Source organism: Paraflavitalea pollutisoli (genome assembly GCF_029360705.1).
GTDB classification, from domain to species: domain Bacteria; phylum Bacteroidota; class Bacteroidia; order Chitinophagales; family Chitinophagaceae; genus Paraflavitalea; species Paraflavitalea pollutisoli.
This window is the reverse complement of the sequence record NZ_JARKMX010000014.1, coordinates 483017-503046: the sequence shown is the minus strand read 5'-3', so window position 1 is coordinate 503046 and position 20030 is coordinate 483017. Positions and strand designations below refer to the sequence as shown.

The window sequence follows — 20030 nt, the reverse complement described above, 5'->3', positions numbered from 1 at the left end:
GCCACCAGTTTTTTTAGGCCTCCGCCATCGGTGCACGCGGTTGCCGCAGCTGGTCGGGGTTGTCGATGGCTTCCAGCAGGTAAGCATTCAGCGATACTTCTCCGGGAATACCCAACTTCTTCCGCAGCCGATAACGGCTGGTTTCCACCCCCCGCACCGAAATCCCCAGCAATTGTGCGATCTCTTTCGAGGTAAGGTCGATGTGCAGGTACGCACACAATTTAAGATCGGTGGTGGTAAGCGATGGAAATTGCTTTTTCACCCGTGCCAGGAAATTGCTGTGCACTTCATCGAAATGGTGGGAGAAATGCTCCCAGTCCTCTTCGTTGTTTTCGGCTTCCTCAAACAGGCGCATTACCCGTTTAAAATGATCCTGGTTGACGGTAGGTTCCAGTTTTTTGATGGTGGTATTCAACACTTCCTTGATGTTCGACAGTACCCGGCCACGGTCTACCAGGTGCATGGTGACAGACGCCAGCTCGCGGTTCTTGAAGTTGACATCCGAAGCCAGTTTATCGTTCTGCACTTTGATCAGTTCGTTCTCATTGCGCTCCAGGTCCAGTTGGTGCAGGGAGATCAGGTGTTCCTGCTTTTGCTGGTACTCCCGCTGCTGTTTCACAAACTTTTGCTGTTGACGGCGGTAAAGCCAGTAAAGCAGACCGATAAACACCAGCACATACAGCGACTTGGCCAGGGTGGTCTGGTAAAAGGCTGGTAAAATCGTGAAGCTATAATGTGTCTCGGCCGATTCGATGCCCAGGTTGTTGCGGGCCTTTACGGCAAACACATAGTGGCCGTAGGGGAGGTTGGTGTATTCTTTTTCCGTTTTAGGGGTCCATTCGCTCCAGTTGTCATTGAAGCCGGTGAGGCGGTAGCTGTATTCTACATTACTACCCTGGTCCAGCGCAGGCGAGGCATATTCAAAATGATAATCATTGAATCCATGTGGCAGCCGGGCTTCCTGCTCTTTGGCTTGTTGCCGCTGCAGGGATACGCCATTGCTGAAATAACCACCAAACAGCAGGCTGTCGGATTTACCCATGGTGCGTACCGCACCAATGGAGACGGCAGGACCGCTGGCCGATTGAATGTACTTGCGGTAGTTGATGTGGTACAAGCCCTTTTCTGCCGCCATGAAGATGTTTTCATCATCATACGGATAGATGAACTCAAACCCATTGACGATCTTTTGCTGCAGCTCGGGAAAAGAGATAATGGAGTAAGAATGCTTTTCTGAAGGCTTGTGAAAATCGACGATGCCCGGCGTTCTGTTGGAGGTAAACCAGATATTGCCATTGGCATCCTCTGTAAGAAACTGCACCGGCATGTCGCCAAATACTTCATACAGCAGGCTGCTTTTTTCAAAGCGTCGTGTGCCCGCATTGAATTCATAGATACCCTGACGTGTCGCTACAACGATCCGGTTGCGGATGCGGTACACAAAGTTGTCGTAGTCGGAAGGAAGGCCATCTTTACTGGTAAACAGTGTATAGTGCAATTGATTGTGTGCCAGGCTAAGTTTGTAGACACCGCGATAAGGGTGCGACGACCAGATCGAATCTTCGTTATCGATGGCCAGGAAGCGCAGCGATTCCCGCAGTCCTTCAAAATAGGCGGGCGCCACGAATCCCCCGGTGCTTCCTGGCACACCGTACAGACCATTGTAGGCGCCGATCAGCATCTGATACGAAGAGCCTTGTGCCGTATAGGGGCGATACAGCCAACAACCCTTTTCGGTGGATAGTTGCTGCGCCCGATCCTGGTTGATGGCAAAAGCTCCCTCATGGTGCCCCATCATCAGTTGGTTGTTGACGACCGACAGGTTCCAGACCTGTCCCTGGCTGTTGGGCACCTGGGTGAAATGGTTGCCCGAAAAACTGAAATCGCTGGAATGGCAGAGAGGGGTAACATACAGGCCATCCGAAGTGCCCACATACAATTTCTTATCGTACACCTGGGCGGCATAGGTGGTCAGTAGATTCTTTTTGTCGGGGTAGATCTGTTTGATAAAGGTATTGTAGCGGATAAAGTCGATGCCATTGTCGAGGGCCAGCCAGATATTCTGCCGGCTGTCGGCAAAAAGCCTGAGCACGTTGTTGTTTTGCAGTCCTTCCTCCATGCTGAAGTGCTGGATGATGCGGCCATTGATCTTATTGACCACATAGCAACCGTTGGAGGTGGTGCCTACGGCCATTTCATTTTCGTTGAGGGAGATGGCGCTGTAGATCCGGTTGGTGGCCAGTTCGTCGTCGGCATGGGTTTTCCAGGGGGTTAACTGATTGCCCTTCAATTGATAAAACCCGTTTTTATGGCTGGCGATCAACAGTGATCCATCCGGCGCATCGAGGAGGCTGTTGATCAGTTTGTCCTGTATTTGGCTGTTGGGGCATACCACGATCCACTTGTCGCCGGTGAACTGCATCAACCCCTCTTTTTTATCCTGGGCATACAATCCTTTGCTGGTTTTGAACATTTTACGCCATTCCAGCGGGGCCGGCCAGGTCTTGATCCGGCCATCGCGGTACTCCAATATCATATTATAAAGGCGGTAGAATACGGCATCACCCTGTAGCTCGATGTCCCACACATCCGATACGGTGCCGCTGCTTTTGGGTACCAATGCGCGGAGGGAATGGTAGCGCAATGTGCCCGTTTGATCGGGGAAATAGTAGCCGAGTTCGTCCTGGGCGCCGGTAAAGACATATCCCCGGCTGTCCACCTTTACTGATCGCAGCCTTGTATGATTGGCGATGGGGTATAGTTTCCAGAACTGGCCGTCGTAGGTGAGTAGCCCTTCCGTGTTGGCAAAATACAGCATGCCGCGGTGGTCGATGGCCACATCCCAGTTCTGGCCGCCACCGCGATACCTTTCTTTGGGGTAATTGATGATATCCGGAAAGCCGATGGTGTTCTGCGCACAAACGGGTAGCAGGGATACACAGGTGATTAGCAAAAGCAGCAGCCTCATACAAGCAATCGTTTGCGGTAAAAATAGGGGAAAATTTGTTTGTAGTAGGGCTGGCGTAAATGGGCGCTATTGGTGCTCAACATATTAAAAATAATTGTAGTAGTAATGACGTACGCCCCACACAGCAAAAAAGGGGTAGTCAAGATTAATTTGCCCCTGTCCAACTAACGAGGACGATAATCCCATTTTATCACTCCGTTTTTAAACTGCTTGTGTATGACTAAAACAATTGCTTGTGCATTACTCTTGCTATGCCTGTTGGTGTCGCCCGCGATATGGGCACAGCAGCAACAGGTTACCGGTAAGGTCAACGACCAGGATGGTAAGCCCATCGCCGGGGCTTCCATTACTGTAAAAGGTACTACGCGTGGTACCGTTACCGATCCTAACGGTAGCTTTATCATCTCCGCTTCTAACGGTGAAACATTAATCATTAAAAGTCTCGGTTATGGTGAACGTGAGTTCGCCGTCGGCAGCGTTCCGGCTGCCATTGCCCTTCAGCCCCGGGCCGCCGATCTCGATGATATCGTGGTGATCGGATACGGTACCCAGAAAAAAAGCGTGACCACGGGGGCCATCTCCCGGGTGAAGGGATCCGACCTGGAAAATATGCCCATCAACCGGGTGGAAGATGCGCTGCAGGGCCGGGCTTCCGGTATCACCATTGCTGCCAACAGCGGTCAGCCAGGGTCAGCAGCCACGGTACGGGTACGGGGTATCACTACGCTCAATAACAACAATCCACTGTGGGTGATCGATGGGGTCGTCGTAGATGCAGGCGGCATTGGTTACCTGAATCAATCTGATATCGAATCGATTGAAGTATTGAAAGATGCGGCCTCCCAGGCCATTTATGGTTCGCGGGCAGCCACCGGCGTTATACTGGTAACCACCAAGAAAGGTAAGGCTGGCCGCGTGAGTGTCAACTATAACGGGTTTTATGGCACATCGGCGCCGGCCAAAAAGCTGGACCTCCTCAATGCTACCGACTATGCGACACTGCGCAACGAAGCAGCGGTCAATGCGGGCAAGCCAGCGCCCTTTGCCAATCCCTCCTCTTTGGGGGCTGGTACCGATTGGCAGGATGTGATCTTCAACAAAGACGCCCGCCGGCAGAACCATGAGCTCAGCATCAGTGGCGGCAGCGACAAATCGACCTTCTATATGTCACTCGGCTACCTAGACCAGGAGGGCATCGTAGCCTCCGATATTTCGAAGTACCAGCGTATAGCGGTGCGCATCAATTCTACCCATAAGATCAATTCCTGGCTCAGCCTGGGGGAGAACATTGGTTATGCCCATGACAAATCGGTGGGTCTCGGCAACACCAACAGCGAGTTTGGCGGGCCGCTCTCTGCTGCCATCAACCTCGATCCCATTACCCCGCTGGTAGAGACAGATCCTGTCAAAGCAGCGGCAGCACCGTATACCAACAAAGGCGTGCGCCGCGATGCCAATGGTAATCCCTACGGAATCTCTACCATCGTAGGGCAGGAGATGACCAACCCGCTGGCCTATATTCAAACCCGCCTGGGCAACTATAGCTGGAGCGACAATGTGGTGGGTAATATGTATGCCGAAGTATCGCCGCTCAAGGGGCTGAAGATCAAGTCGACCTTTGGTCTTAAACTGGCCTTCTGGGGCGATGAAGCGTATACGCCGGTTTTCTGGCTCAATGCGACCAACAGCACTACGCAAACGAATTTTCGCCGTACCAACAACCGCCGCTTCGATTACAACCTGGAGAATACCATCTCGTACGCGCGGGCATTCGGCGATCATAATTTTACCGTACTGGCCGGTCAGGGTGCCTACCTCGAAAACAGGGCCCGCATGACCAGTGTTACTTTCTTCAACATTCCTGCAGATAACTTCGATGAGGCGTCACTTAACTTCAAAGTGCCGGCCGACCAGCGCAATACCGATGGTTCGGAAGGCATCGAGCATATGGTGAGCTCACTCTTTGGTCGTATCACCTACGACTACCAGGAAAAATACCTCTTCCAGGCGCTGGTACGCCGGGATGGCTCCTCCCGTTTTGGTCCCAATAAACAGTATGGTGTGTTTCCTTCCTTCATGTTGGGTTGGGTGGCTTCGAAAGAGAATTTCTTCCCTGCCAACAGCCGCATCAACTTCCTGAAGTTCCGGGCCGGCTATGGAGCAGTAGGTAACGATAATATTGGTGACTTTGCCTTTATCTCCACCGTAGGCAGTGGCCGTAACTATACGATTGGTACCTCGGGTAGCTATTCACCCGGTTACAGCCCCAATGCCCCTTCCAATCCCAACCTGAAATGGGAAGAGACCCGCACCACCAATATTGGCTTCGACGCGGTGCTACTCGATGATATCAATGTAACGGTAGAGTGGTTCAATAAAAAGACCGTCGACATCCTCCAGAATCCCCGCATTCCCGGGTATGTAGGCGCCATCGGTAACCCTGCTGCCAATATCGGCAGTGTGAAGAATACCGGTTTTGAAGTAGAGCTCGGCTACCGCAAGAAGATGGGCGACTTCTCCTTCTCGGCCAATGGCAACATATCCTGGATGAAGAACGAAGTAACCTTCCTGGGTAATGGCATCAAATACCTCACCGGTGGTGCCAACTTTCAGAACATGAACTTTGGTGGTATTACCCGCACGCAGGTCGGACAGCCAATCGGTGAATTCTTTGGCCTGAAGACGCTGGGTATTTTCCAGAACCAGGCTGAAGTGGATGCGCATACCGATAAGACCGGTAAGAAAATACAGCCAGACGCCAAACCCGGCGATTTCCGCTGGCAGGATACCGATGGCAATGGAGCCATCGACGAGGCGGACCGTGTATTCATCGGCAACCCCACACCAACCTGGACCTACGGTATGACCTTCAATCTCGCTTACAAAGGGTTCGATGCCGTCATCTTCGGACAGGGTGCCTTCGGCAACAAGATCTTCCAGGGGCTCCGTCGCCTCGATATCGGCAATGCCAACTGGCAAACCCGGGCACTCGGTCGCTGGACGGGTGAAGGCGCTACCAATGTGTATCCACGCCTTAACCAGGATGATCCCAATAAGAACTTCAACAACCCTTCCGACTTCTACCTGGAAGATGGTGGTTATTTCCGCCTCAAAACATTGCAGGTGGGTTACACCTTGCCAGCCGGGATGATCAGCAAGGCTGGACTTAACCGCGTGCGGGTATACGTGATGAGCCAAAATCTCTTCACCATTACCCAGTATACGGGCTACGATCCGGAGATCGGGGGCGGCGTCATGAGTATCGACCGGGGCATCTATCCACAGGCCCGTTCTTTCATGTTGGGTATCAATGTTGGCTTATAATCATCCAAAAAGCAAGACAAATGAAAACAATTCAAATAACATATGGTGTAATGATGGTGGCAGGACTGTTGACAGCGTCCTGCTCCAAAGAATTTCTCAAAGCCGATCCCAAAGGCCAGTTCCTGGAAGACGGTTATTACCGCAATGAGCAGGAAGCTTATAACGGACTGGTGGCCGTGTATGATGTAGTGGGCTGGCAGGGCAATGGCTATGTTACCAAGATCGGTACCATGGACGCCGGCTCGGATGATCACTACGCCGGTGGTGGTGGTCCCAACGACATCGCCAACTACCAGGTGATCTCCAACTATACCCTCAGCCCCTCCAATGGGCCGCAGGGCGAGTTGTGGTCCAAAGGGTTCTCAGGCGTATTCCGGGCCAATGTGCTTTTGCAAAAACTGGTGAAGGTGCCGATGGAGGAGAACAATAAAAAACGCTTTACGGCAGAAGCTAAATTCCTGCGGGCCTATTTCTACTTCGACCTGGTACGTTTCTTCAAGGCCATTCCGCTGATCACCGAGCCGGTAGCGCCCGAAAAGATGTACGACGTATTGCAGGTGCCCGCCGACCAGGTATATGTACAGATCGAAAAAGACATTAAAGAAGCCTTCACCGACCTGCCCGCCACGCTCACGTTGACCACCCAGGCCGGCCGGGCTACCAAGGCTGCAGCCCAGGCTTTATTGGGTAAGGTATATCTATGGCAAAAGAAATACAAGGAAGCAGCGGCCGAGTTTGCCGTAGTGAATGGTACACCCGGCGGTACCGGTGCTTATGGCAATAAACTGTTTGCCAGCTTTGCTGGTCTTTTCTCGCTCGCCAATGAATTCAATTCTGAATCCATCTTCGAAATCTCTTACACCAATACTTCCGCTGGTGGCTGGGGTTGTGTATCCTGTACCGAGGGTAATGTGCTGAACATTATGACGGGGCCACGTGGATACAATCGCAAGGATGCGTCTGCACCCGATTATGTGTCGGGCTGGAGTTTCCTGCCGGTTACGGAAGACCTCTTCAATGTCATGAAGAACGATCCCAGGCTCGCCGCTACCATTGCCAACCTCAAGCAACTGGAAGACGATGGCAAGATCACTTACCAGAAAGGATACATGAATACCGGTTACTTCCTGGAGAAGACGGCTGGTCGTGAATCCTTCAAGTGGACAGGGGCGGGTAATATGGAGCTCAACTTCCCCAAGAATATGTATGATATGCGCCTGGCTGATACCTACCTGCTCGAGGCGGAAGCCCTGCTGTCGACCAATAGCGACCTCACGCGTGCACAAGCACTGCTCGATGCGGTGCGCGATCGGGCGTATGGCGACAACCTGCACCGGGTACCCCTCACGCTCAACAACCTGAAGCTGGAGAGAAGGATTGAATTGGCGGGTGAAGGCCATCGCTGGCTCGATCTCGTACGCTGGGGGGATGCGCCATCCGTATTAGGCCCGCGTGGTTTTAAAGCAGGCAAGCACGAATACCTGCCGATACCGATCCTTGAACTGGAGAACACCAAGATTGAACAGACCAAAGAATGGGGCGGCACCAAGTAACCTCCTGAACCGCCGCACCGTTCTTAACTTTTGATACAGGCAGTTAGCGTTATTGATAGATAACGCTGCGCGTTTCGCAAGCAATCACTTATCAGGTGGAACGCATTTACCTTTTCAGGTCGAATGCTTCCACCTTTGTTTATCAGCCAACGCTACCAGATTATCACCTTCGCACCGATAGCATACACTCCACATTCGACTGCCGGCTTCGGCGCTCAGGCTAGTTTGTTAACCAAAAACCAATACATCATGTATGTACAGTTACGAAACAAGGTCAGGCCGCTACTAACAGGCCTGCTAACGATGCTGGTCATATGCCAGGCTGCTAAGGCGCAACTATCGAGGTTGCGGGCAGATGGTCAACGAATTGTCAATGCGAGTAACCAGGAAGTGATGCTCAAGGGAGTGGGGCTGGGTGGTTGGCTGTTGCAGGAAGGGTATATGATGAACCCCAACAGCGGTGGCACCCAATGGTCCTTTAAACGTATCCTCTACAACCAGGGGCAAACCGATGCGCAGGTAGCAGCCTTTTACCAAACCTGGCGCAACACGTTCATCACCCAGGCCGACATCAACTGGATCGCCGACCAGGGCTTCAATTGTGTGCGTATTCCCATGCACTACGAATTGTTTTTGACGGCGGCGCAACAGGCGGTACGCAATACCGTGGCGCGCAACTCGGCCAATTACCAGAACTATGTAAACGCCATCACGGGTTGGTACAACAACAACCAGCTATTTACCGACTTTACCACCGAAGGGTTCCGTACGCTCGAGAACTGCCTCAACTGGTGTGCTGCACGAGGTATGTACGTGATCGTCGATCTGCATGCCGCTCCCGGGGCACAGGGCTCGGATGCCAATATCTCCGATGCGCTGGTGGGTAATGACCTGTGGAACCGGTCCATCTTCCAGGATGTGACGGTACGCCTGTGGCAGGCCATCGTTGGCAGGCACATCAACAACAATACGGTGGCATTCTGGGACCTGATCAATGAGCCCAACAATGTACCTGGCGGCGGGCAGGCCATCTTCAACCTCACCAACCGGCTCGTCAACATGATCCGTGGCCTGGGCGATACCCACCTCATCATGATCGAGGGCAATGGCTTTGGCAACAACTACGATTGGCTGGAGCCCAATAAGTTTACCAACCGCAGTAACCTGGTGTACAACGCACACCGCTACTGGATACCGGAGGGAGATGATAATATCCGTGATGGCAACCCCAACCAGATCAACCGGCTCATCAACCTCACCGAGTTTCGCAGCCGCTGGAATGTGCCCGTATGGGTAGGCGAAACGGGCGAGAATAGCGATGCCTGGTTACGGCAGAATGTCGATAAGCTCAATGCTGCAGGTATTGGCTGGTGCCACTGGACGTACAAGCGTACCAGTTCCAGTGCCAATGCTGCCTTGCGGCGTATCGTGGGGCCGCCTTACCTCACGGATGGTGTATCGGCCATGAGTGGTGTGCTCAACAATATACAATTTGCCAATACGGTGGTGAACGGCGGCCCGCTGGCGGCGGTGGATCCGCGCCGCGGAGCGAGTTCAACCACCTGTACTGGCAACTACAACGCCGTACCCGGTACGCTACAGGCAGAAGCGTATTGCGCCATGAGTGGTTTGCAGACGGAAGCCTGTACCGATGCAGGTGGCGGCCAGAATATAGGTTATATCGACGCCGGCGATTGGGCGGGTTACCGCATCAATGTGCCAACGGCCGGCACCTATACCGTACAGTACCGCATCGCGAGCCAGGCCGGCGGCGGTAGTATTCGCCTGGAACGGTTTGGAGGTGGCGCCGTGTTGGGTACCATCGCAGTGCCGGCCACCGGTGGTTGGCAAACCTGGCAAACCATTTCGCACACCGTTACGCTTCCGGCAGGTCAGCAGGAAATCGGACTTGCTTTTCCAGGCGGTGGGTTCAACCTCAACTGGATCAGCATTACGTCCAATACCTCCACGGCTGCACCGATCGGGCAGGTCATTACGTTGCGCGGCATCAATAACCAGTTTGTATCGGGCGAGAATGGTACACAAGCCATGACCTGTAACCGCGCTACGGCGGGCGACTGGGAACGTTTCTCGGTACTGGATGGTGGCAGTGGTACCATATTGTTGCGCAGCATGAGTAAATATGTTTCTTCTGAGAACGGAGCCGCTGCCATCACCTGCAGCCGCGCTACCGCCGGTGGGTGGGAGCGTTTCGTGTGGGTGGTCAATGCAGATGGTACCATCTCCCTGCGGGGCAACAATAATTTGTATGTCAGTTCAGAAAACGGCACACAAGCCATGACCTGCAACCGCGCCAGCATCAGCGGTTGGGAAGCCTTCAACTGGGCATCTGTAGGCACCGTCGTGAATGGGGGCGATGGTCCTGTTACGGCGCTCATGACGCCAGAGCTGGCAGCCGAAGGGTGGGCCTTGCAGGTATATCCCAATCCTTCACCCGGTGCTGTTACGATCAAAACCGCCAGGCCCGGTAAGCTGGCCATCTTTGATGTCGCCGGCAGGATGGTGTACCAGGGAACTTTGAAGTCATCGGTTACGCTGACGCAGCTGAAGCCAGGGGCCTACACGGTTCGGGTAACCGTCGGCAGTCAGGCGCCGCAAACTAAAAAACTGGTCATCGGTCATCATTGATAGCAGCTAGATGAACGCATAAGCGCTCCCGGTGGGTCGTGGTCGCTCACGACCCGGGTATTTTGTGATGCCACCGGGAGCGCTTATATTTAAACCCCATTTAAAACGACCCTGCTTGTATCCTTTATTTTCCAGAAGAAAGTTCATCACGCACACTGCTGCCGGCAGTATTGGTTTATTGGGTAGCTGGCAGGCCCTGGCCGATAGTCCTTTATTGGTGACAGGATCATCTCCAGACCTCTATACCCTGAGCCGGCAACTGGTACAAACCTGGGGTGCCGCCTTGTTGTCGCACCAGGTAACCGATGCCGGGCAAACCGATAACTATGGCGGCATACTGTGTCCCGGTTATCACCTTGTGCACGGCCGGGTAGGGGATGCCATCTATCCCTTTCTGCACCTTGCCCGGCAAACAAATGATCACCGGTATGTGGAGGGCGCTGTGTTGTTGTACCGCTGGATGGAAAGAAGGGTCAGCCAGGAAGATGGTTCCTGGTTGAATGAACCAGTGAAAGGTGCCTGGAAAGGCACCACCATCTTTACCATCATCGCTTTGTGTGATGCATTGCACCACCACGGCACCTTACTCGATCAGGCTTTTGTGTCTGAAGTAAAAGCCAGGCTTAAAAAAGCAGGCGACTATGTATACAAAAACTTCTCCCTTGAATATGGCAACATCAACTACCCCGTTGCCGCTTCGTATGGATTGACGCTGCTGGGGCAATTACTGGATATTCCCGCCTATAAGGCGAAAGGAAGGGAGTTTGCCCACCAGGCGATCCGTTTCTTCACCCCAAAGAACGGACTGCTCTATGGCGAAGGCGATCTTTACCAGGCCAGCGCCAAGGGTTGTTATGCCATAGACCTGGGTTACAATGTGGAGGAATCTTTGCCTTCGCTGGTTCAATACGGACTGTTGACCAACGATGAAGTTGTACTGGAGCCCGTCGTCCGTTCTTTGCAGGCACATATGGAATTTATGCTGCCTGATGGAGGTTGGGACAATAGCTGGGGTACCCGCAATTTCAAATGGACCTACTGGGGTAGCCGTACTTCCGATGGTTGCCAGCCCGCTTACGCCCTGCTGGCCGATCGTGACCCGCGCTTTGCCCGCGTGGCGGGGAAGAATGCGGAACAGCTACTGGCCTGTACACATAACGGACTGCTGTATGGTGGTCCGCACTATGTAGCGCACCAGGTGCCCGTCAGTATTCACCATACCTTCTGCCACATCAAAGCTTTGACAATGATACTGGATCAGCCACCGGTAAAGCCGGCCGTTTCTGTATCGGCCATCAGGTTGCCGCGTGAGGAGGTGTATGGTGTACGGGCATTTGAAGATATACAGACCTGGCTCATCAGCCAGGGTGGCTTTCGGGCTACGGTGACGGGATACGATAAGGATTACAAGAAAACGACGAATGGTCATGCTACAGGCGGGGCATTGACCATGTTGTGGCATGAAAAGACCGGGCCGCTGCTAGCGGCCAGTATGAATGAATACCAGCTTTTTGAAGCAGGTAATATGCAGCCGGATACCGATCCTTTGTCGATGCCGTTGACGCCACGTATAGCATGGAAAACTGCCGATGGATTATACCTGAATTGTAGTGACCAGGCTGCTAGTATCTCCCTACAGCAAAGCAACCGGGAGGTAAGGGTGAGCACCCAGGCACAATTGGTGGATCGTCACCAGGATTCTCCGGTTGGCGGAGCCATCCGTACCAGGATCGACTACCGTTTTACAAAAGATAAACTGGAGTGCCGCTATACATGGGATGAAACGGCCCCAGACATCCGCCCGCAGATCATCATTCCATTAATTGCGAAAAACAGCGAACGCCTGATCGTGCAGGATGACCACACCCTTTTTGTTGAAAAGGGCGCCGTGCGGGTCAGAATAAAAGCATCCCGGCCTATTCGGCTTTTGCCCACCACGCAGGGGCGTGTATTCAACTTTGTACCTGGTTTCGAAGCTATTCCGCTTGCCCTGGAAGGACCGGATACGGAGGTCACGCTGGAGATCTTGTAGCTGGCTGATCAGTCACCGCAAAATACAAACGGGCCACCTACCGGCAGCCCGCTTATCTTATCTGCTGTAATGATCTATTGCTTTACTTTGGCCACGTCAGCAGCGGTGACCAGTTTGCCCTTATTGCCCCAGCTGGTCAGCACAAAAGTGACCACATCGGCTACTTCCTCATCGCTGATATTGGCAGCTGGCATCGGGGTCGAGTATTCCACCCCATTTACTTTGGTGGGTTCAGACAGGCCAAACTTCACCGCATGGATCGTCTTGGTCAGGTTTTTCAGGTAATCGGATTTGGCTAGTGGCGGTATGGCGCCTGGCATGCCTTTGCCATCTGCGAGGTGGCAATGCTGGCACAATTCTTCATAAAGCTGCTTACCGCGTGCCTTGGCTTCCGCCAGTTTCTTGTCCTGTAGGGGTACCCACGCTGTTGTGGCAACACCTACCAGCAGCACACCGGTGATTAAAGTTGTTTTGCGAAACATAGATTTGTTATTGTGTATGGTAACGAATTGGTCGATCAGGGAATAAATATAGGGGGAATGCGTCGAGACAACAAAAAAAGGCGTGTCCGTCGACACGCCCTTTTACAGTACCCAGCACGAAACACAGGGGTTCTTCTAACTGCCAAGGGTTTTCAGAGCTTGGTTTTTCATACAACTAGCTTACAACTGGATCTTCCGCGTCAGCTTCTGCCCTTCGACAATATAGAAAATAACATAGGCGCCGGGTCGTAATCCGTTGATCTCGCACTGCTGTTGCACTACCGTACGGGTTTGCAGCAATTGTCCTTTCATATCGTATAGCTGTACGGCTGCAGGTGCAGTGCCCTGGAAGTACAACAGGGTGTTTTGTCCCTGCCGCACAATACGCAGGTTATTGCCAGCCCCACTGTTGCGCACCGTCGCAATGCTGGAATAGGTTTTAACACCCCGGGTATCGATACCGGCAATGCGGTAGTACCTGGTCGAGAAGTTGAGATCCTTGTGGTCGTAGGTAAACCGGGTTTGCCCGGGCGCCGGGCGTAGACGGGTGGCCGCCTGCCAGTTTCTGCCATCGGCACTGTATTCCACGTCGAAACTTTCCAGGTCTTCCATGTCGGCCATATTCCAGTCCAGCGACACATACTGTTCGCGCAGCGCTGCGGTGAAGCCTGCATATACAATCGGCAGAATGACTCCTGCTGAAGTCGCCGTGATTTGTCTGAAGGAAAGATTATTACCCGTATAGGCAACATAGTTGGCGACAGGGTCCACCGTGCTGGTGGAGGTAGTGGTCCAGTTGCCGTTGTTGTAAGCGATCTGCAGGCTTAGTTCGGGATTGCCAGCCAATTCCGCATCGCTGTAAATGATCCCGATAGATCCTGAGTAGTCGGTTACGTTAGTAGCCCAGTTGTACACGCGGCCGATACTGTTGGTGGCGACCTGGGTGCCGGGAATGGTGATGTAGTTATGGGTAAGTGTGTTGCCGGTGATGGTGATGTCCGCAGAAGGGATCAGCACCAGGCTGTCGGCAGAAAAGATGACACCTGCCTGCAGGTGCAGGGTGCCTGCCCCAACCTGTGCTGTTGCCGGTCCATAGTACAACAGGCAACACGTTATGATGGTAATGTATCGCATTGTTTGACGTTTAAAGTTGAATAATGAAAGTGCTGTCTGTCGCCCAGCAATTATTCAACACGTTGAATGGTGATATAAGCACCTGGGCCGCCGTTGAGCAAGGAAAGGCTTAATGCCGAGATCAGGTTCAGCTGAACCGTCGAGTTGGCGGGTAAGGTCAACACCACTTCCGAAGCAAACCGGTTGACGGCCAGCGCTGCAGCATAACTACCTGCAGCAACTGTGGCTCCATTCACGACTAACTCTGTACGTGACAGAAGGCCTGCAGTCAGGTTGACCACATAACTGATCCGGTACCGGCCGGCAGTTGCCACGGTGAAAACGGTGCCTGCCGGATTGACGCTGATATTCGAGCCGAGGTTTTGTGCATTGGGAAAAGGCACAGGCGCAGTACCCAGTAATGCCAGGTTGAGGGTGGTTCCGCTGGTGTTGGCTGCATAGCCCGTCGAAGCCCCGTACAGGTCGGTGCTGTTGGCATTGGCCAAGCGCGTCCATACACCATTGATGATCATCCACAAGCCGGCAGGCGCATTGGTCTGAAAGACCATCAAACCTTCAGCGGGAGTAGCAATGGCCGTCCGTTGCCCGGAGGTCATGCGGGGTATCAATACCCCTTTGGTAGTTGACTGTACTTCCAGTAGTGAGCTGGCATTGGGCAGGATGGTGCCGATGCCTACTTGTGCCTGCGAGAGGGAGGCAAAAAACAATAAGAAGATGGATAGGTAAGATGTTCTTTTCATAGTAACTATATGTGGTTATTAAATACAGGATCATACTCCTGTTGACAAGAGCGAATGCAATTGCCCTAAGGCAAACGCCGACCACAGGCGTGGCTTCGTAGTTGCTTGCCTGCTGGTGCAGTCGCGAACAGCATACGCCATGTGAGGCATGTCCCGATAGTGCCAGTTATTAGCACAGCCAGTTCAGCCTGTGTGAATCAAGATGTAGTGACAGTCCGGGCCGGGCCCTGACCGTTTGGTTGGGAAACTTAGAACCTCATGCGAAGATGGAATGGCGTGCTAAGGAATACGTGATAAGCATTTACTGGCTTATCTGAATGGGATACATTAAAAAGGATAGAAGTTGCTGCTACTAATGTGGAGCGGTGGTACAGTGTAAATGTAAAATCATTTGTGGTACACGCGCATTAAAATCATGTTAGAAATGAGCGATGCCGTTACTAACAACCTGGAAGCTCATCCTATTTTGCTGACTCGTTGTTTAATACGATGGGCGTTTTGTCCTTGGTCTGGTTCAGTTTTACTGCGTAGGATACCAAAATCGAAATCACCCCTCCTACACCAAAGTTGACCAGGGTGGAAGTAATGGCGATCATCATCAGTGTACTGGCATTGTGCCTGTTGACCGCTTCTGGCGACTCCTGCAAAAAGGTATCCGAGCTATGTCCACTCATGAATCCGGGAATAAAAATGAAGCACAACAGGAAGGATGCCAGCACGGATATAATGATACCGATGAGTATCACCATATGCCCTGCAATGATCATCATCCACGTGCTTTTGTATTCCGGCTGTCGCTTTGTTAAGCGCATGGCATAGGTAAGGATGACAAACATGAACAGAATACAGCCAATAAACACCGTAGCCGAGTAATAATAATTGGCCAGGGCCAGATAAATGAGCACGGGAATCGAGTAAGCCAGTCCCGCCAGGGCGCCCCATAGCAAGTACTCACGCTTGTGCTGCCGGTCAAATAAGCTATTTGCCATAACGGGTAGTTTATGATAACAAAGACAACTGCTCTATAATGATGCCAGCGCATCCATCGCTTACGATCATCCCCTTTTCGAGGCCAGCATTCTACGGTTGCCTCAAATCGGGGTGTACCAGCAAAAGGCGGGTGGGCTGTTGTTGTTGGTAGGATAGGTCGTATACGGGTATCGTAGGAGGCGATTATGAATATTGATACCCTTATCCGGCAAATTAATAATTTTACAAGACCGTAACTGGGTATGTTTGGGGTATAAAACTAATGCAATGAACATCGGGAAACGTTACAACATCCGTGAATTCGTGATGTGGAGCCGAAGGGACATTTACAAATGCTTTTTATTGTCGCTGGTACCTACCTTACTGTATTGTGCAGGACTTACCTTTATCGCTATCTCCTGGCTTCCCGTAGCGATGCTGGGCACGGCGGTTGCCTTTATCGTGGGGTTTAAGAACAATGCCAGTTACAACCGCCTGTGGGAAGCCCGGCAGATCTATGGCGCCATCATCAACGACAGTCGTGCGTTTGCCGTCAAAGCCCGTGACTTTCTGGGCGGCAAAGATGATCCGCGTGCACGGCTCCTGTTTAACCGGCATTTTGCCTGGCTTACCTTTCTGCGGTACCAGTTGCGGGAACCACGACCCTGGGAAATCATGGATGAAGTGCGGTACAAAGAATACATGTCGCATGTGTACACCATTCCCGAGCGCACCCAGCCTTTGGAAGAAGCCATGCAAGGATACCTCGACGACGAGGAATTGAAATACTTGTTGGGGAAAAAGAACCGGGCTTCGCAAACCATCGCCCTGCAGTCCAAAACGATCAACGACCTGCACCGGCAAGGAGTGATCTCTGATTTTCAACAAATGCAATTGCAACGCAGCATAGATGGATTTTACGAGCAACAGGGAAGGGCTGAGCGCATCAAGAACTTTCCGTATCCACGTAATTTCTCGTCCATTACTACTTATCTCTTATACCTCTTCGTGATCCTGTTGCCCTTTGGATTGCTGAAAGAGTTTCAGCACCTGGGTGATGGCACCGTACTCGCCGGGTGGACCATTTATTTCATCATTCCGTTTGCCTCGGTTGTGGGGTGGGCATTTATGACTCTCGATGCGGTGGGAGAGGCTTCTGTCAATCCCTTTGAAGGAAGCGCCAACGATGTACCCATCACGCAACTCAGTAAGATGATTGAAACCGACCTGAAGGAAATGCTCGATGATACCCATTTACCGCCAGCCGTAACGCCGGTCAATAATATTCTGATGTAGACTTAAAAAAAAGAGAGCAGCGGGAAGCTGCTCTCTTGGTAAAGTATCAGGAGATCGCGGGTGAACCGGTCAGTTGGCTACTGCCGGCCTTATGGCCTTTGATCGCGTAGTAACAGATGTAGAGATAGCAGGGGAGGGTGCAGATCATAAATGCTGCATTGTGTGATAACCGGCCGGGTGCCGACAACCAGCCATACAATGGCGGTACGATAGCGCCCCCAACAATACCCATGACCAACAGGGCCGATCCCATCTGCGTATGCCGCCCCAATCCCTTAATGGCCAGGGGGAAAATAGCTGGCCACATCAGGGCATTCGACAAGCCAAGCAGGGCAATGAAGGCGATGGCCACATAACCGCTGGAGAAATAGATGCCGAGGCTGAAGAGCATACCCGTGATCGCCGATATTTTCAACGCTTTTTGCTGACTGATCAGTTGAGGAATCGTAAAGATGCCAATTACATACCCCACGAGCATGGCAATCAGGGTGAAGGTGGTGAAATACCGTGTTTCCTCGAGGCCGATGCCACTGCTCTTGCCAAACATACCGATGGCGTCTCCGGCCATCACTTCTACACCCACATACAGGAACAAACAAATGACGCCCAGCCACAGGTGGGGGAACTGCCAGATGGTTTTACCAGCGCCTTCCATTGCACCAGCCGTATCCATTTCTTCCGTCTTAATGGAGGGCAGGTTACTGCGTTTCACGACCAGGGCCAGTACAATCAACACGACCGCCATGATGATATAAGGCGTGTGTATGCGCCCGGCGAGTTGATTCAGCAGCGCTTCTTTCGCCGCAGGATCGGTAGCTGCGGCAATGTCCTTCTCCAGCGAACTGGCATTCTTCAATACCAGCGCCCCCAGTATCAGGGGACTGATGGCGCCCGCCGTTTTATTACAGATACCCATAATGCTGATCCGTTGTGCCGCACTATCGATAGGCCCCAGGATACTGATATAGGGATTGGAGGCAGTTTGTAACAAGGCCAGTCCCATACCCTGCACAAAAAGGCCGGTCAGGAAAAGGGCAAAACTCCTGCTATCAGCGGCAGGCAGAAAGAGGAGTGAACCAGCGGCCATGACGACGAGTCCCAGGGCCATACCGTTCTTGAACCCGGTCGACTGCAGGATCCTGGCCGAAGGGATCGCCAGAAAGAAGTAAGCCAGGTAAAAGGCAGTCGTCACGAAAAACGCTTCCGTATCGGTCTCCAACTGGCACACCAGCTTGAGGAAGGGGATCAGCGTACCATTCAGCCAGGTTACAAAGCCAAATACGAAAAAGAGAATGCCGATCATGATCATCGCATTCCGGTTGCCAGCAGCTTTTGTCATTGATGTAGTTTAAGTCGGTTGTCGATGAAGATAACGATAAGTTAATTAAGGCAGGGTAGGAGAGCGAGGGCAACCGTTTGCGCGAAAATGCAGCCACTAACCAGCCCGAATATACCCGCAGCCTGGCCGACCAGGCACCCGGACAAACCGTGCCAGGCAGGCATTTTTTGGGGAAGAAAGTCGGCTGACGAACAACAAACGGGCAGAAAGAAAATGCCAACCTGGCGCTGGATGGCGTCGCTTGTAGAAAGGCTGTTGTCGATATTATGGACCCTCTTGTACAAATGAAATAATCGCTGCCGGGTGGTCACATTTTTGCTGCAAAAAGGAGGGTCTATAGCCCAACTCAATGTATTAACCTCCATATTATGTTAGAAAAAGGACAACAGGCACCGGCGTTCGATCTGTTCGCTACGCCCGACCAACGATTAAAGTTAAAAGACCTCCAGGGCAAAAGAGTGATCCTGGCGTTTTACCCGGCCGACTTCAGCCCGGTGTGCGGCGACCAGATGTCGCTGTACAATGAAATGCTCAAGTATTTCCGGAAATACAATGCCGAACTGGTAGGTATCTCTGTCGACAGCAAATGGTGTCATATGGCTTATGCGCAGGAACGAACCCTGCATTTCCCCCTCCTCGCCGACTTCCAGCCCAAGGGTGCTATCGCCCAGGCCTATGGCGTATACAACGAGCAGGAAGGACAATGTGAGCGCGCGCTCTTCGTCATCGATGAGCAGGGCACCATACAGTGGAGCTATCTATCACCCACGGCCGTTAATCCCGGAGCCGATGGCATTCTCGATGCCCTGGAATCATTGTCCGATAACAAACAAAAAACTACAGCCCATGTCTAAGCTTAACCCGCCCGTACACCAGGGCGACCATTTTGAAGGCGCCGCCAATGCCGCCCTGACCCTCGTTGAATATGGCGATTACCAATGCCCCCATTGCGGAGCCGCCTTTCCAATCGTTAAACAAATCGTAACGCATTGGGGGGATAAGTTGAAATTTGTATTCCGTAATTTTCCTTTGTCGAACGCACATCCCATGGCCTTCCCGGCTGCGGTAGCGGCAGAAGCGGCCGCCCGGCAAAACAAATACTGGGAAATGCATGATGCGATCTTTGAGCACCAGAAAACCCTGAGCCCAGAGTTGCTGTTCCTGCTGGCGAAAAATGTGGGGTTGGACCTGGAACAATTCCGCAACGATATACAGGACCAGGACCTGGAAGATATGGTGAATGAGGATTTTGAAAGTGGTATCCGCAGTGGTGTCAATGGAACACCTTCGTTCTTCATCAATGGCGACAAGTACAACGGCAGTTACGACTACGATTCCCTGCAGGCCGCACTGCATGCCAAAGTGCAGCACACACATACGCACTAGCAAAAAGGGGCACAGCCGCCAATCCCGTCGTTGTTGAGCATTGGATACTTGGCATGATGCGTGATAGGATTAAACTATTGAAGGATAGAATTAATCGATAGCGTTTATTTGGTCAAAAGCCTACTTTTGACCGGTCCGGAATAAACATAGTCTACTCA

Annotated in this window: 13 protein-coding genes; 7 read left to right on the top strand and 6 right to left on the bottom strand. The window is 52.3% G+C overall.

The window, feature by feature from the left end; genetic code table 11:
• Positions 1 to 13: 13 nt before the first annotated feature.
• Positions 14 to 2968 (bottom strand): ligand-binding sensor domain-containing protein, encoded by a 2955-nt coding sequence (locus P2W70_RS32575; protein WP_276485799.1) that lies wholly within the window; start codon positions 2966 to 2968, stop codon positions 14 to 16.
• Positions 2969 to 3184: 216 nt separating this feature from the next.
• Between P2W70_RS32575 and P2W70_RS32570 the strand changes: the two genes are divergently transcribed.
• The 4 genes from P2W70_RS32570 (at position 3185) to P2W70_RS32555 (ending at position 12526) form a co-directional block, all read left to right on the top strand.
• Entirely contained in the window at positions 3185 to 6292 is a 3108-nt protein-coding gene (locus tag P2W70_RS32570; RefSeq protein WP_276485798.1) for a SusC/RagA family TonB-linked outer membrane protein, read from the top strand.
• A gap of 20 nt (positions 6293 to 6312) precedes the next feature.
• A complete protein-coding gene (locus P2W70_RS32565) occupies positions 6313 to 7845 on the top strand; it encodes a RagB/SusD family nutrient uptake outer membrane protein (protein WP_276485797.1) in 1533 nt (510 codons plus the stop codon).
• Between the two features lie 249 nt (positions 7846 to 8094).
• Positions 8095 to 10494: a carbohydrate-binding protein gene (locus P2W70_RS32560; RefSeq protein ID WP_276485796.1), complete on the top strand. Its 2400-nt coding sequence runs from the start codon at positions 8095 to 8097 to the stop codon at positions 10492 to 10494.
• 115 nt (positions 10495 to 10609) lie between these two features.
• On the top strand, positions 10610 to 12526 hold the full coding sequence (locus P2W70_RS32555) for an ulvan lysase-like protein (protein ID WP_276485795.1): 1917 nt from the start codon (positions 10610 to 10612) through the stop codon (positions 12524 to 12526).
• Positions 12527 to 12600: 74 nt separating this feature from the next.
• On the opposite strand, the gene P2W70_RS32550 is transcribed toward P2W70_RS32555, so the two are convergent.
• From P2W70_RS32550 to P2W70_RS32535, 4 genes are all read right to left on the bottom strand, one after another.
• A complete protein-coding gene (locus tag P2W70_RS32550) occupies positions 12601 to 13008 on the bottom strand; it encodes a c-type cytochrome (RefSeq protein ID WP_276485794.1) in 408 nt (135 codons plus the stop codon).
• Positions 13009 to 13188: 180 nt separating this feature from the next.
• The gene (locus P2W70_RS32545; RefSeq protein WP_276485793.1) at positions 13189 to 14142 is read right to left on the bottom strand and encodes a T9SS type A sorting domain-containing protein; all 954 of its coding nucleotides are present in this window, start codon (positions 14140 to 14142) and stop codon (positions 13189 to 13191) included.
• Positions 14143 to 14192: 50 nt separating this feature from the next.
• On the bottom strand, positions 14193 to 14882 hold the full coding sequence (locus tag P2W70_RS32540; RefSeq protein ID WP_276485792.1) for a BclA C-terminal domain-containing protein: 690 nt from the start codon (positions 14880 to 14882) through the stop codon (positions 14193 to 14195).
• A gap of 461 nt (positions 14883 to 15343) precedes the next feature.
• On the bottom strand, positions 15344 to 15871 hold the full coding sequence (locus tag P2W70_RS32535) for a hypothetical protein (RefSeq protein ID WP_276485791.1): 528 nt from the start codon (positions 15869 to 15871) through the stop codon (positions 15344 to 15346).
• A gap of 268 nt (positions 15872 to 16139) precedes the next feature.
• Here P2W70_RS32535 and P2W70_RS32530 point away from each other — a divergent pair, with 268 nt between their 5' ends.
• Positions 16140 to 17147: a bestrophin family protein gene (locus tag P2W70_RS32530; protein WP_276485790.1), complete on the top strand. Its 1008-nt coding sequence runs from the start codon at positions 16140 to 16142 to the stop codon at positions 17145 to 17147.
• Positions 17148 to 17193: 46 nt separating this feature from the next.
• Here the strand turns inward: P2W70_RS32530 and P2W70_RS32525 are convergent, their stop codons facing one another.
• On the bottom strand, positions 17194 to 18486 hold the full coding sequence (locus P2W70_RS32525) for a sugar MFS transporter (RefSeq protein WP_276485789.1): 1293 nt from the start codon (positions 18484 to 18486) through the stop codon (positions 17194 to 17196).
• A gap of 368 nt (positions 18487 to 18854) precedes the next feature.
• Between P2W70_RS32525 and P2W70_RS32520 the strand changes: the two genes are divergently transcribed.
• Together P2W70_RS32520 and P2W70_RS32515 are read left to right on the top strand one after the other, a co-directional pair.
• Positions 18855 to 19340, top strand: a complete 486-nt coding sequence (locus P2W70_RS32520) for a redoxin domain-containing protein (RefSeq protein ID WP_276485788.1) — start codon at positions 18855 to 18857, stop codon at positions 19338 to 19340.
• Positions 19333 to 19872 (top strand): DsbA family protein, encoded by a 540-nt coding sequence (locus P2W70_RS32515; RefSeq protein ID WP_276485787.1) that lies wholly within the window; start codon positions 19333 to 19335, stop codon positions 19870 to 19872. The genes P2W70_RS32520 and P2W70_RS32515 overlap by 8 nt, the downstream gene beginning before the upstream one ends.
• Positions 19873 to 20030 lie beyond the last annotated feature (158 nt).

Coding starts and splice junctions, on each gene's coding strand:
- P2W70_RS32575 (WP_276485799.1), bottom strand. CDS start 2,968: ATGAGGCTGCTGCTTTTGCTAATCACCTGTGTATCCCTGCTACCCGTT.
- P2W70_RS32570 (WP_276485798.1), top strand. CDS start 3,185: ATGACTAAAACAATTGCTTGTGCATTACTCTTGCTATGCCTGTTGGTG.
- P2W70_RS32565 (WP_276485797.1), top strand. CDS start 6,313: ATGAAAACAATTCAAATAACATATGGTGTAATGATGGTGGCAGGACTG.
- P2W70_RS32560 (WP_276485796.1), top strand. CDS start 8,095: ATGTATGTACAGTTACGAAACAAGGTCAGGCCGCTACTAACAGGCCTG.
- P2W70_RS32550 (WP_276485794.1), bottom strand. CDS start 13,008: ATGTTTCGCAAAACAACTTTAATCACCGGTGTGCTGCTGGTAGGTGTT.
- P2W70_RS32545 (WP_276485793.1), bottom strand. CDS start 14,142: ATGCGATACATTACCATCATAACGTGTTGCCTGTTGTACTATGGACCG.
- P2W70_RS32540 (WP_276485792.1), bottom strand. CDS start 14,882: ATGAAAAGAACATCTTACCTATCCATCTTCTTATTGTTTTTTGCCTCC.
- P2W70_RS32535 (WP_276485791.1), bottom strand. CDS start 15,871: ATGGCAAATAGCTTATTTGACCGGCAGCACAAGCGTGAGTACTTGCTA.
- P2W70_RS32530 (WP_276485790.1), top strand. CDS start 16,140: ATGAACATCGGGAAACGTTACAACATCCGTGAATTCGTGATGTGGAGC.
- P2W70_RS32525 (WP_276485789.1), bottom strand. CDS start 18,486: ATGACAAAAGCTGCTGGCAACCGGAATGCGATGATCATGATCGGCATT.
- P2W70_RS32520 (WP_276485788.1), top strand. CDS start 18,855: ATGTTAGAAAAAGGACAACAGGCACCGGCGTTCGATCTGTTCGCTACG.
- P2W70_RS32515 (WP_276485787.1), top strand. CDS start 19,333: ATGTCTAAGCTTAACCCGCCCGTACACCAGGGCGACCATTTTGAAGGC.